The 12932-nt window shown below is 68.3% G+C and carries 14 protein-coding genes; 3 read left to right on the forward strand and 11 right to left on the reverse strand.

All coding sequences use genetic code 11. The annotated features are described in order from the left end of the window. Positions 1 to 103: 103 nt before the first annotated feature. The 3 genes from U5760_RS01055 to mltG form a co-directional block, all read right to left on the reverse strand. The gene (locus U5760_RS01055; protein WP_322008996.1) at positions 104 to 1144 is read right to left on the reverse strand and encodes a DNA polymerase III subunit delta'; all 1041 of its coding nucleotides are present in this window, start codon (positions 1142 to 1144) and stop codon (positions 104 to 106) included. Positions 1145 to 1230: 86 nt separating this feature from the next. Then, positions 1231 to 1851, reverse strand: coding sequence for a dTMP kinase (tmk, locus tag U5760_RS01060; RefSeq protein ID WP_322008997.1), 621 nt, complete (start codon positions 1849 to 1851; stop codon positions 1231 to 1233). After that, a complete protein-coding gene (gene mltG, locus U5760_RS01065; protein WP_322008998.1) occupies positions 1852 to 2862 on the reverse strand; it encodes an endolytic transglycosylase MltG in 1011 nt (336 codons plus the stop codon). 77 nt (positions 2863 to 2939) lie between these two features. Between mltG and U5760_RS01070 the strand changes: the two genes are divergently transcribed. Next, a complete protein-coding gene (locus U5760_RS01070) occupies positions 2940 to 3959 on the forward strand; it encodes a folate-binding protein (RefSeq protein ID WP_322009000.1) in 1020 nt (339 codons plus the stop codon). 66 nt (positions 3960 to 4025) lie between these two features. Next, entirely contained in the window at positions 4026 to 4856 is an 831-nt protein-coding gene (locus tag U5760_RS01075; RefSeq protein WP_322009001.1) for an NRDE family protein, read from the forward strand. 16 nt (positions 4857 to 4872) lie between these two features. Here the strand turns inward: U5760_RS01075 and U5760_RS01080 are convergent, their stop codons facing one another. From U5760_RS01080 to U5760_RS01105, 6 genes are all read right to left on the reverse strand, one after another. Next, positions 4873 to 5838 (reverse strand): alpha/beta hydrolase, encoded by a 966-nt coding sequence (locus tag U5760_RS01080; protein ID WP_322009002.1) that lies wholly within the window; start codon positions 5836 to 5838, stop codon positions 4873 to 4875. Between the two features lie 11 nt (positions 5839 to 5849). Further along, positions 5850 to 6728, reverse strand: coding sequence for an SDR family oxidoreductase (locus U5760_RS01085; RefSeq protein WP_322009003.1), 879 nt, complete (start codon positions 6726 to 6728; stop codon positions 5850 to 5852). 77 nt (positions 6729 to 6805) lie between these two features. Then, positions 6806 to 7804, reverse strand: coding sequence for an NADP-dependent oxidoreductase (locus U5760_RS01090; RefSeq protein ID WP_322009980.1), 999 nt, complete (start codon positions 7802 to 7804; stop codon positions 6806 to 6808). An 83-nt stretch (positions 7805 to 7887) separates the two neighbouring features. Beyond that, positions 7888 to 8334, reverse strand: a complete 447-nt coding sequence (locus tag U5760_RS01095; RefSeq protein WP_322009981.1) for a PaaI family thioesterase — start codon at positions 8332 to 8334, stop codon at positions 7888 to 7890. A 120-nt stretch (positions 8335 to 8454) separates the two neighbouring features. After that, the gene (locus tag U5760_RS01100; RefSeq protein ID WP_322009982.1) at positions 8455 to 8757 is read right to left on the reverse strand and encodes a Dabb family protein; all 303 of its coding nucleotides are present in this window, start codon (positions 8755 to 8757) and stop codon (positions 8455 to 8457) included. A gap of 64 nt (positions 8758 to 8821) precedes the next feature. Next, positions 8822 to 10333, reverse strand: coding sequence for a PLP-dependent aminotransferase family protein (locus U5760_RS01105; RefSeq protein WP_322009004.1), 1512 nt, complete (start codon positions 10331 to 10333; stop codon positions 8822 to 8824). A gap of 316 nt (positions 10334 to 10649) precedes the next feature. On the opposite strand from U5760_RS01105, the gene U5760_RS01110 reads away from it, so the two are divergent. Continuing rightward, the gene (locus tag U5760_RS01110) at positions 10650 to 10946 is read left to right on the forward strand and encodes a hypothetical protein (RefSeq protein WP_322009005.1); all 297 of its coding nucleotides are present in this window, start codon (positions 10650 to 10652) and stop codon (positions 10944 to 10946) included. A 43-nt stretch (positions 10947 to 10989) separates the two neighbouring features. Here U5760_RS01110 and U5760_RS01115 read toward each other — a convergent pair whose 3' ends face one another. Both U5760_RS01115 and pncA read right to left on the reverse strand, forming a co-directional pair. Continuing rightward, a complete protein-coding gene (locus U5760_RS01115) occupies positions 10990 to 12168 on the reverse strand; it encodes an acetyl-CoA C-acyltransferase (RefSeq protein ID WP_322009006.1) in 1179 nt (392 codons plus the stop codon). Between the two features lie 108 nt (positions 12169 to 12276). Beyond that, on the reverse strand, positions 12277 to 12912 hold the full coding sequence (gene pncA, locus U5760_RS01120; RefSeq protein ID WP_322009008.1) for a bifunctional nicotinamidase/pyrazinamidase: 636 nt from the start codon (positions 12910 to 12912) through the stop codon (positions 12277 to 12279). Between the last annotated feature and the right edge of the window lie 20 nt (positions 12913 to 12932).

The raw sequence follows: 12932 nt of genomic DNA on the forward strand, positions 1-12932 counted from the left end.
CTCGCCGTGGCGCGGCGAGCCGGGTCGGTCATCGATGGATCGGTCAGACGGGATCCATCAGTCAGTCGGTGGGCGCCCAGTCGGGTGGCGCCCAGGTGAACAATCAGGCGAACAATTCACGATAGCCCAGAAACAGTTCCTCGAATACGAGGCGGGCATTGAGCGGATGGTTCTCCACGGCGCGCTGGCGCGTCACGGTCTTCATATAGCGCGCGAGCGCCGGCGCATCGAGCTTCGCCGCGCAGCGGGCGAGCCCGGCGGCCGCCTGCGGGAAATAGCGCGGCCGGCCGGCGGTGCGCTCGGCGAGCAGGTCGTACACCCAGCGCTGCAGCCAGCCGAGCACGAGCGGCACCGGCAGCTTCTGCAGCGTCTCGCCGCAGGCGAAGGCGTCGCAGCCGGCGCCCGCCGCGAGCTGGGCGAGCGTCCAGTCGCGCAGGGTGCGGTTTTCGTCGTGGGCGAGCGCGAGCGCCGCGAGCGGCGCGCCACCGGCTTCCGCGAGCAGGCTCTGCGCGTCGGCCACGCCTTGCGAGCCGAGCCAGGCCTGCGCGGCTTGCGGGGCGGGCGTCGCCATCGGCCACTGGCGGCAGCGGCTGATGATGGTGGGCAGCAGCCGGTCGATGCGCGCCGAGACCAGCACGAACACGACGCTGGCGGGCGGCTCTTCGAGCGTCTTCAGGAGCGCGTTGGCGGCGGCCACGTTGAGCGCTTCGGCCGGATACAGCACGACCACGCGCAAGCCGCCGCGGTGCGAACCCACGCCCGCAAAGTCCAGCAGCGCGCGCACCTGTTCGATGCGGATCTCCTTGCTGGGCGTGCGGGTCTTTTTGCCTTCGTCGCCCTCGCCCTTTTCTGCGGCCTTGTCGCCCTCGTCGGGCGCAACCGGGCCGACTTCGGCGGCCAGCGCCTCCGGCACGACGATGCGGTAGTCGGGGTGATTGCCCTGGGCGAACCAGTGGCAGGCGGGGCACGTGCCGCAGGGCTCGCCGTTAGCCTTGGGCGACTCGCACAGCAACCCCTGGGCCAGATGCTGGGCGAAGCGCAGCTTGCCGATCCCGGCCTGGCCGTGCAGCAGCAGCGCGTGCGGCCAGTGGCCGCGCAATTGCTGAAGGCGCTCCCAGTCGCCGGTCTGCCACGGATAGATCATTTTTAAATCAACCAGTTAGCCGAGATTTTTTGAACAGGACGCGAGCTTCGCCCGACATCATAAGAGCAGCAAATAAATGTTGAAAATCAGAGCGCTACGATCACATTTTCAAGTCGTTTGCGAATTTCGTCGATGCTCTGCGTCGAATCGACGATGGCAAAGCGATACGGCGCCTCTTCCGCCCGACGCAGGTATTCGGTGCGCGTGCGCGTGAAAAACGCGTCGGTTTCGCTCTCGAAGCGATCCGGCTCGCGCGCCGCGCCGCGCCGCTCGCTCGCCGTATCGGGCGCAATGTCGAACAGCACCGTCAGGTCGGGCTGGAAGCCGCCCTGCACCCAGCGCTCGAGCGTTTCGAGCTTGTCGCGCGGCAGGCCCCGGCCGCCGCCCTGGTAGGCGAAGGTCGCGTCGGTGAAGCGGTCGGAGAGCACCCAGTCGCCGCGCGCGAGCGCCGGTTCGATCACCTGGGCCAGATGCTCGCGGCGCGCCGCGAACATCAGGAGCGCCTCGGTTTCGAGGTCCATGGGCTGGTGCAGCAGGACCTCGCGCAGCGACTCGCCAAGCGGCGTGCCGCCCGGCTCCCGCGTCATGACGACCGAGCGCCCGGTGGCGGCCAGTTTGTCCGCGAGCCGGTCGCGAAACCAGGCGAGATGCGTGGTCTTGCCCGCACCGTCTATGCCCTCGAACGTGATGAATCGGCCCCGCGCCATTTACTGCCCCCGAATGTATTTGTCGACGGCCTTGTTATGGTCGACGAGATTGTCCGAAAAAACGCTGCTGCCATCGCCGCGCGCCACGAAGTACAGCGCGCCGGTCGACGCCGGATTCAGCGCCGCCTGCAGCGAGGCGGCGCCCGGCAGCGCGATGGGCGTCGGCGGCAGGCCGAGGCGCAGGTAGGTATTGTAAAGAGTGTCGGTCTGCAGATCGCGCTTGTGCAGGCGCCCCTCGTAGCCGTCGCCGAGACCGTAGATCACGGCGGGATCGGTCTGCAGCGGCATGCCCACGCGCAGCCGGTTGGCGAACACCGCCGCTACGAGCGGCCGGTCGCCCGCCTTGCCGGTCTCTTTCTCGACGAGCGAGGCGAGCGTAAGCGCCTCGTACGGCGACTTGAGCGGCAGGCCCGGCGTGCGCGCGGCCCAGGCCTCGGCGAGGCGCACCTGCATCAGGCGGTAGGCGCGGCGGTACACGTCCAGGTCGCTCGTGTCCTTGTCGAACAGATAGGTGTCGGGGAAGAACAGGCCTTCGGCATTGTCCATGGGCGCGGGCGGCGCGCCGATGGCGGCGAGCAGCTGGGCGTCGGTCATGCCGGCGCTGTCGTGGCGCAGGGCCGCGTTGGCGTCGAGCTCGGCGCGCATGTGCCTGAAGGTCCAGCCTTCGATGATGGTCGCGACGTATTCGTTGACGTCGCCCAGCGCCATCTTCTGCAGCACCTCGTAAGGCGTGATGCCCTGCTTGAACTCGTAGTTGCCCGATTTCAGCTGGCTTTGCAGGCCGAGCACGCGCGTCATCAACACGAACAACTCGCTCTGTACCGGCACGCCGCCGCGGCGCAGCTGCGTGGTGACGCTGCGCACCGAGCTGTGCGGCTTGATGGTGACGTCGAGCTGCGCCGACGCGAGCTGGACAGGCGTAGCGGCCCAATGCCAGATGCCGCCCACGGCGGCTGCGCCAAGCACGGCGAGCGCGGCGCCGGCAACAAGGCATTTCTTCAGGAGGGACATGAAAACACGGCTGAGGTTGACCTCATATAATAACTGCTTGCCCTCGCTAAAGTCAGGATTGACTGTTCCCCGAATCCATGAACTCCCCCCTCGATTCCGCCGCCGCCGTTGCCGAGCGCCCCGCCGCTGAAGATTTCGAAGCCGTGCTCAAGGGCGGCGCCTACGCGATCCTGCCGCAGTTCGGCGTGATCGACGCCACGGGCGACGATGCTGCAAGTTTCCTGCACAGCCAGCTCACCAACGACATCCAGCATCTGGACGTGACCGGCGCGCGCCTGGCGGGCTACTGCTCCGCGAAGGGGCGCCTGCTGGCGTCGTTCCTCGCGTGGAAGACCGGCGAGACGATCCGCCTGCTGATCTCGAAGGACGTGCAGGCGAGCGTGCAGAAGCGGCTCTCGATGTTCGTGCTGCGCGCGAAAGCGAAGCTCGTGGACGACAGCGAGAAGCTGCTCGTGGTGGGCCTCGCCGGCGACGTGCGCGGCGCGCTGGCCGCCGGATTCGATGCGCTGCCCGACGGCGTGCACGTGAAAGTGGACGATCCCGCCGGCACGCTGATCCGCCTGCCCGATGCGGCCGGGCGCCTGCGCTATCTGTGGGTGGGTCCGAAGGAAGCCGTCGAAGCGCGCCTCACTGCGCTCGCGGGCAAGCTCACGCGTGTTTCGCCCGCGGTGTGGGACTGGCTCGACATCCGCGCGGGCGAGCCGCGCATCACCCAGCCGGTTTCGGAGCAGTTCGTGCCGCAGATGGTGAACTACGACGTGCTGGGCGGTGTGAACTTCAAGAAAGGCTGCTATCCGGGGCAGGAGATTGTCGCGCGCAGCCAGTATCGCGGCACGATCAAGCGCCGCACGGCGCTGGCGAGCGTGTCGACCGGGCTCGACGCCGCGCACGCGGGCGCCGAGCTCTTTCACTCCGACGATCCCGGCCAGCCCTGCGGCATGATCGTCAACGCGGCGGCCGCGCCCGACGGCGGCGCCGATCTGCTCGCCGAAATCAAGCTGGCCGCCCTGGAATCGGGCAGCGTGCATCTGGGCAACGCTGAGGGCCCCGCCCTGCGCTTCCTGCCGCTGCCCTACGCGCTGCCCGCCGAGGTCTGACGCGTTGGCCAGTTATGTCCCGCACGCCCGCGTCACGCGGCGCGCCTTGTTCGGGCGGTCTGCGCCATGTGCCTGATCGTCTTCGACTGGCGCCCGCAGGCCACGAACGGTGCGCTCTTCACGCTCGCCGCGAATCGCGACGAGTTCCTGCGCCGCACCGCCGAGCCGCTGCACTGGTGGCAGTCGGCGCCGGACGTGCTCGCCGGGCGCGATCTCGTCGGCGGGGGCACCTGGCTCGGCCTCACGCGCGGCGGCCGTTTCGCGGCGCTCACGAACTATCGCGCGCCCCACGAAATGCGTCCCGATGCGCCCACGCGCGGCACGCTCGTGTCGGCCTGGCTCACGGGCGGCGACGGCATTGCCGATACGCCCCTGCGTTATCTCGCGCAGGTTGCCCGCCACGGCAGCCTCTATAACGGTTTCAATCTGGTGGTGGGCGACTGGACCCGGCGCGAACTGGCCTGGTACTGCAATCGCGGCGATCTCGCGCCGGCGCTGCTGCCCGAAGGCACGCACGGCATCTCGAATGCCGTACTCGACACGCCCTGGCCGAAGCTCGTGCGCAAGCGCGCGGAGCTGGCCGAACTGGCCGGCCACGCGGCCCCCCTCGACCGGCTCGTGACGATGATGCGCGACCCGCAGATCGCCCGCGACGACGAACTCCCCGCCACCGGCATTTCGCTCGAGCGCGAACGCGCCTTGTCGGCGGCGTTCATCGAAACGCCCGACTACGGCACGCGCGGGACCACGGCGCTGCGCGCGAGCGTGCGCGGCGAAGCCATCGAGGTGGAAGCGGTCGAGCGCAGCGACGACAACGGATCGCACCGCATCGTGCGACCCGGCGACTTCGAGCGCCGCGAGACTTTCCTGGTCCGTCCCCAGGCTGCGCCGGGCTGAGCGGCCTGCCCTCGCCTCAAGCGTCGTCGATGCCGAACGCTTCGCGCAGTGCCTGCGCCGCGTCGGCCTGCGCGCGCCGCGCGTCTTCGACGAATCCGCCCATCTTGAAGAACTCGTGAATCATGCCCGCGTAGCGCACCAGCGTCACCGCGTTGCCCGCGTCGCGCAACTTGCGCGCGTAGGCCTCGCCCTCGTCCACGAGCGGATCGTATTCGGCCACGCCGATCCACGCCGGCGCGAGTCCGGCGAAGTCCGGCGCATCGCGCTTGCCGTCGAGCGGCGCGAAACGCCAGTCGTCGCGATCGCTCGCGTCGCGCACATAGAGGTTGAAGAACCACTGGATCGTCTTCGCCGTCAGCAGATACCCTTCGGCGAGCCTTGCATGCGAAGGCGTGTCCTGATGGCCGCAGGTGCCCGGGTAGATCAGCAGTTGCAGCACCGGCGCGATGCCGGCCTCGCGCGCCAGCACGGCGCACACGGCGGCGAGCGTGCCACCCGCGCTGTCGCCGCCCACCGCGAGGCGTGCCGGGTCGATCGCGTAGTCGGATGCGTGCGCGTGCAACCAGGTATACGCATCGAACGCGTCGTGCACGGCGGTCGGGAAGCGGTGCTCGGGGGCGAGCCGATAGTCCACCGAAAGCACGGCGCAGCGCGCGTCGCGCGCGAACATGCGGCATAGCGCGTCGTGCGTATCGACGCTGCCCAGCGTGAAGCCGCCGCCGTGGAAATACACGAGTGCCGGCAGCGGTTCGGCCCAGTGCGGTTCCGCCGGGCAATAAAGGCGCGCGCGGATGGCGGAGCCGTCGCGCACGGGCACCGCGATATCCTCCACCGAGAACATCGGCGCCGAGGCAATCTCCAGCACCGAGGCACTCTTCTCGTACGAGGCGCGCGCTTCCTGCGGCGTGAGCGCGTAATACGGCGGCCGGTCCGCGCGGGCCACCATATCGAGCACCAGCGCAATCTTTGCGTTGAGCGTCATGGCGGCGCGCGTCAGCTGGCCGGTTTCACTTCGGGCTTCAGCGAAAGCGGATCGGTGGGGTTGCGCAATGTTTCGATGTCCTCATGACGCAGCTTCACCGATGCGAGAATCTGCGGGTGCGTGAGGATATAGAAGCGGCCTTCGCGGATGGCATCGAAGGTCTGTTCGGCCACGTCCTCGGGCGTGAGGCGGCCCGAGCGCACCGCACGCTGTATCTGCAGGTCGGCGGCCTGTTGCGAGCGCGTGGGCGGCGCGTCGTTGCGCAGATCGTCGGGACGGCTGCGCTCCGCGTTGGCGATGCCTGTGGGCACGAACGCCGGACACAGCACCGAGCAGCCCACGCTCGCACCCACGCTCTTGAGGTCGTGATAAAGCGTTTCGGTGAGCGACACCACGGCATGTTTCGACGCGTTATAGACGGCCATCGCCGGCGGCGAAAGCAGTCCCGCCACGGAAGCCGTGTTGACGATATGCGCGGGCTCGCCCTGCGCCAGCATGGCGGGCGTAAAGGCACGCACGCCATTGGCGACGCCCATCACGTTGACGCTGAACACCCACTCCCAGTCCTTCGCGCTGCTTTCCCACACGAAGCCGCCCGTGCCCACGCCCGCGTTGTTGAAGAGCAGATGCACTTTGCCCCAGGTGTCGAGCGCAGCCTTCGCGAGCGCGTCTACCTGCGTGGCGTCGCGCACGTCGGTCGGCACGCCGATCGCTTCGGCGCCGGCCGCGCGCAGCGCGGCGACGGTTTCGTCGAGAAGGTTTTTATCGACATCGGCGAGCACGAGCTTCATGCCGAGCGTTGCGGCCTTGTGGGCGAACGCGCGGCCAAAGCCGCTCGCCGCACCCGTGATGACGGCCACGCGGCCGTCGAACTGGAACGGATCGGGCATTGCGTATCCTGCGAAGGGAGTGTTGAAGAAAACGGGCCGGCGCGATGTGTGTGCGGGCACCGGCCCGGAGTACGGACTCAGATCAGCTTGACGAGCTGCTTGCCGAAATTCTGCCCCTTGAGCATGCCGAGGAATGCAGCCGGCGCGCTTTCGAGGCCCTCGGCCACGGTCTCGCGATACACGAGCTGCTTTTGCGCGACGAGCGTGCCGAGTTCCGCGAGCGCCTGCGGCCACACCTCCATGTGCTCGCTGACGATGAAGCCTTGCACGAGCAGGCGCTGCGTGAGCATCAAGCCCGGGTAGCGGAGCGGCTGGGGCTTGCCGTCGTAACTCGCGATCATGCCGCACAACGCAATGCGGCCGAAGGCGTTCATGCGCGCGAGCGTCGCGTCGAGCACCTCGCCGCCCACGTTTTCGAAGTAGCCATCCACGCCGTCGGGCGTCGCGGCCTTGAGGTCCTGATAGAGATTGCCGGCCTTGTAGTCGACGCAGGCATCGAAGCCGAGCGTTTCGACGACGTAGCGGCACTTCTCCTCACCGCCCGCAATGCCCACCGCCCGGCAGCCCGCACGCTTCGCGAGCTGGCCGACCACGCTGCCGACCGCCCCGCTCGCGGCGCTCACGACCACCGTTTCGCCGGCCTTCGGCGCGATGATGCGGTTCAGGCCGTACCAGGCTGTCACGCCTGGCATGCCCACGGGGCCGAGGTAGGCGGAAAGCGGCACATGCGTGGTATCGACGACATGCAGGCCGGTGCCGTCCGAGGTGCCGAAGTCCTGCCACCCGAACATGCCCACCACCTTGTCGCCCACCTTGAACTTCGGGTTGAGCGACTCGACCACCTCGCCCACTGTGCCGCCGATCATCACCTCGTCGAGCGGCTGCGGCACCGCATACGACTTGCTCTCGTTCATGCGGCCGCGCATGTACGGATCGAGCGAGAGGAAATGATTGCGCACGCGCAATTGCCCTTGCGCAAGCGGCGCGAGCGGCGTCTCGACGAGACGGAAGTTATCGACGCTCGCGGCCCCTTCCGGGCGGGATACGAGCAGGATCTGACGATTGGTCTGGGCCATCGGGGTTTGGGTCATGGCGTTCGCTCTGCGGCACCAGGGCCGCCGTGGTGGTAACGGACGAGGCAGGAACGGCGCGCCGGGCTTTAGCCGTCGCTCGGTCCCGGCTTCGCGGTGGGATCGCTGCGCAGCCGCTGGTGCGCCACGTCGCGCCCCACGGCCAGCCGCTTCATGTATTTGAACGTGCCGAGTGCCTTCGCGACGAAGTGGCCTTCGCTGTCGCGGACCTCGCCTTCGCAGTAGGCCATCGTGGTCGAGCGGGTCAGCACGCGTCCGTACGCGCGCAACTCGCCGCGGCCCGGCTGCATGAAATTCACTTTCATCTCTACGGTGACGACGCCCATGCCGTCGCCGGCCACGCTGCGCGCGGCCATGGCGAGGGCGATGTCGGAGAGCGTCATGGTCACGCCGCCGTGCGCGATGCCCCACGTGTTCAGGTGGCGCGCCTCGAGCGGCAACGCCACTTCGCTCGCGCCGTCGCGCGCGCGCACGAGTTGCGCGCCGAGATGGTCGGTAAACGGGCTTTCGACGATGTCGAGCGGCAAATCGCCGGGCGCCTTGCCGGGCTTGTCACCAGGCTCGTCACCGGGCTTGTCCGTATCGGCGCCGGCCGGGGGGAGCGCGTCCGTCTTCTGGTCAGCCATGTCGCCCGCTCAGATCACGTAGTCGACGCACTGGCGCCCTTCCGTCACGGCCTTCGCGAACTGCTTCACGACGAGGTGATCGGGATGGTCCTGATAGGCGTCGAGTGCGGCCTTGTCGGCAAAGTCGGAGACGAGCGCGATGTCGAACGTCGAAGCAAGACCCGGTTCGGCGAGGCCCACTTCGAGGTGCAGCGTGCCGGGCACGAGATCGCGGCAACCTTCGAGCAGCGCCTTGAATTTCACGAGGTTTTCTTCGCGGGTCGCACCCTCGGCCGATTCCTTGAGCTTCCACATCACGATATGACGAATCAACGTATTCACCTTTTCAGTCTGCATGAACGAAGTGCGGCGCGGCAGTCGGGCGCGCCGGCCATCGTCATGATACCCGCGTGGCCTGTTGCGCGAGAGGCGCCCCCGCCTCGCCCGCCCGTGCCAGATCGCATGCGAGCGCGCCGATGCGCAGCACGGCTTCGTCGGCCGTATGCGGCTCCGGGCCCGGACAGCTCACGCGAATGAAATGATCGAAGCGCCCGGCATTCGAAAACACCGTGCCGGGCATGATGCGGATGCCTTCGGCGAGCGCCGCGTCGAAGAGCGCCAGCGAGCCAACGTGCCGCGGCAGCTCGATCCAGAACGCGAGACCGCCCTGCGGCGGCGTGAAGCGCGTGCCTGCGGGAAACGCCGCGGCAATGACCTGCGCCATGCGCTCGCGCTGGGCGCGCAGCTTCTCGCGCAGACGCCGCAGATGGCGCTCGTGCGCCTGGGTCTGCAGATACTCGGCCAGCACGGCCTGGGAGAGCGGCTCGTTAAGGCGCGTCTGTGCGAATTTGAGCATCGCGATGCGCGCGTGCCAGCGACCGCCGCTCATCCAGCCCACGCGCATGCCGGGGGCGAGCGTCTTGTTGAACGAGGTGCAGTGAATCACGGTGCCGTCGGTGTCCCAGGCCTTGATGGCCTGCGGCGGCGCTTCGCCTTCCACGAGTTCGCGGTACGGATCGTCCTCGATCAGGGCGACGCCCGCCTGCGCGCAGAGCTCGACGATGCGCGCTTTGTGCGCGTCGGGCATGACACAGCCCAGCGGATTCTGCAGATGCGGGACGACCACGACGGCCTTTAGCTGCGGATGCTGGCGCAGGGCGAATTCGAGCGCCTCGACCGAAAGGCCGGTGCTCGGGCTGGCCGGAATTTCGAGCGCACGCAGGCCGAGGCTTTCGAGCACCTGCAGCAGGCCATAAAAACAGGGAGATTCCACGGCGATCGTATCGCCCGGCTGCGCAACCGCGCGCAGGGCGAGGTTCACGGCTTCGGTGCCGCCGTGCGTCATGGCGATGTCGTCGGCCGAAAGCGACATACCCGCGGCAAGCGCCCGGCGCACGATCACCGAGCGCAAGGCCGGATCGCCTCGCTCGTGCCCGGGAGCCGTGAGCAGGCCGGGCTGGCGGCGCAGCACGCGCAGCGCAATCTTCTGCAGTTCGGAGCCGGGAAACAAGGCTTCCGACGCGGTCACGCCGGCAAGATTGAGGGCGCCGGGCACCTGCTGCCAGCGCGCGACGATGGCCGAGATGGCCGTATGGATGCCGACGAAACGGGCGTCGGGCGGCGTGCTCTGCCAATCGGGTTCCGCCACGGGCGGCAGCGCGGGTGCGAGGCGCACGCGCGGCGCAATCGGCGCGCAGACGAAATAGCCTGCGCGCGGCCGCGCGACGATCAGGGCTTCCCGTTCAAGCACGCGATAGGTTTCGATGGCGGTCGCGAGGCTCACCTCGTGCTGTCGCATGAACGCACGCATGGACGGCATGCGATCGCCGGGCCGCAATGCGCCCTTTTCGATGGAGAGCCGGTAATGCGCGGCCAGGCGCCGGTAGAGGGACTGTTGGGGAGCGGTCATCGCCCGATCATGCCGCATGCGGCCGGCGCCGCGACAGATACACTTGCCGCGCAGAAGCACCGGTACAGCCGCCACAAATGCGCTGCTGTTGCGGTACGCCTCGCGCGCGGCTGGGTCTGCCGGGCGGTGGCCTGCGTCAATAAGCTTGGGGCACGACGACATCCATTCGACTCCAGGTCCCGATATGCTCGACACGCTTCGCTCCAGGTCCCGCTTGACACCCAGCTTGACGCCTCACCCGCCGGCACCGCCTGCCTGCGGCCACGGCACGCTTGCACCAGGTCAAAGCTGCCCGGTCATCGTGCGACGGGGCACGATGATCGTCGCACTCGAAGGCGATGTGCTCGTCACCTACCGCGAGGACGCGCTCGCCTGGCTGGCCGATTCGACGCCCGAACGCGCCTTCGTGATTGCCGAGGCGGAAATGCGGGCGATCGAGCATCGCGGCGTACTGTTCGTCAGTGCTGCGTGTGGGTCGCGCGTGCGCTACGCGGTGCTGCCGCCCGCGCCCGGAGGCATCGCGCTCGCAGCCGCAGCGTTGCTGCCCCGCTGGCTGGCACGGTTGATCCCCGGCGCGCGGCGCCCGGCAGACGATCGCACCGAGGCACGATAGCGCCCGCGCCGCGCCGTGCGGCATCGCAAGGCCCAGCCCGCGCTCAGACGATCTCGAACAGGCCCGCTGCGCCCTGGCCGCCGCCGATGCACATCGTCACCACGACGAGCTTCGCGCCGCGCCGCTTGCCTTCGATGAGCGCATGGCCCGTGAGGCGCGCGCCCGACACGCCATAGGGATGGCCCACGGCGATCGCGCCGCCGCTCACGTTCAGGCGGTCGGCCGGGATGCCCAGCTTGTCGCGGCAATACAGGACCTGCACCGCGAACGCTTCGTTCAGCTCCCACAGGTCGATGTCCTCGACCTTCAGGCCCGCCTGCTTGAGCAGCTTCGGCACGGCGAATACCGGGCCGATGCCCATTTCGTCGGGCTCGCAGCCGGCCACCGCAAAGCCGCGGAAAATCCCCAGCGGCGTGAGGCCTTCGCGCTCGGCGACTTTCGCGTTCATCACCACGCACGCGCTCGCGCCATCCGAGAACTGGCTCGCATTGCCCGCCGTAATCACGCCGCCCGGCAGCGCCGTGCGGATCTTCGAAACGCCTTCGAGCGTCGTGTCGGCACGGATGCCTTCGTCGGCGGCAATCGTGACTTCCTTCGTCACCAGCTGGCCGCTCGCCTTGTCGGCGACGCCCGCGAGCACCGTCATCGGCACGATTTCGGCGTTGAAAAGCCCCGCCGCCTGCGCCGCGGCCGCGCGCAGTTGCGATTGCACGCCGTACTCGTCCTGACGCTCCTTCGAAATCTCGTAGCGCTTCGCCACGTTTTCGGCCGTCTGCAGCATGCTCCAGTAGATCTCTGGCTTGTTCTGCTTGAGCCAGCCTTCGTACACCATGTGGCGATTCATCTCGTTCTGCACGCACGAGATCGACTCCACGCCGCCCGCGACAAACACGTCGCCCTCGCCCGCGATCACGCGTTGCGCGGCGAGCGCAATCGTCTGGAGTCCGGACGAACAGAAGCGGTTCACCGTCATGCCCGGCACCGAAACCGGCAGGCCCGCGCGCAGCGCGATCTGGCGGGCGATGTTGCCGCCCGTCGCGCCTTCGGGGTTGGCGCAGCCCATGACCACGTCTTCGACGCGAGCCGGGTCGATGCCGGCGCGCTCGACGGCGGCCTTCGTAACATGGCCGCCGAGCGTCGCGCCATGGGTCATGTTGAAGGCGCCCTTCCAGGACTTCGCGAGGCCCGTGCGGGCGGTCGATACGATTACGGCGTCGGTCATGCTTATCTCCTGTCGGTCTGACTCAGCGCGTGTGCGCCTTGTCCGATCCCATACGAATGTGTTGATCTTGCGGGATAGTCTGAAATGGACGGACTCTACGAAAGACGCTCATGCGGTGCCGCGCAGCACCTCGGCCGACTGCGCGCGCTTCACGCCCGCGGCGTGCAGCTGTTCCCAGGCGGCGGCGAGCGAGCCGTTCAGGTCGATGGCGCGCGAAGCGTCCTCGATCAGCACCGCCTCGAACCCGGCCGCGCGTGCGTCGAGCGCGGACCACGCCACGCAGTAGTCGGTCGCAAGGCCACAGCAGTACACGCGCTTCGTGCCGGTATCGCGGAGATAGCCGGCGAGCCCGGTCGGCGTCGTGCGGTCGGCTTCGAGAAACGCCGAGTAGCTGTCTACGTCCACGTGATGGCCCTTGCGAATGATGGCGCGCGCCTGCGGCACGTGCAGATCGCGATGCAGTTCGGCGCCTGCCGTGCCCTGCACGCAATGCGTGGGCCACAGCACCTGCTCGCCGTACGGCAGCGCAATCGTCTCGAACGGCTGGCGGCCCGCATGATTCGCCGCAAACGAAACGTGCTGCGCCGGGTGCCAGTCCTGCGTGAGCACCGCATGGCTGAAGTCCTGCGCGAGCCGGTTGGCCACCGGCACGACCTCGTCGCCGTGCGCGACGGCCAGCGCCCCGCCCGGCATGAAGTCGTACTGCAGGTCGATCAGCAACAGCACGTCGTCTGCGCTTCTCATGATGTCCGTTCCTTGCTTGA

Source organism: Paraburkholderia sp. J12, assembly GCF_905220215.1.
GTDB lineage: Bacteria > Pseudomonadota > Gammaproteobacteria > Burkholderiales > Burkholderiaceae > Paraburkholderia.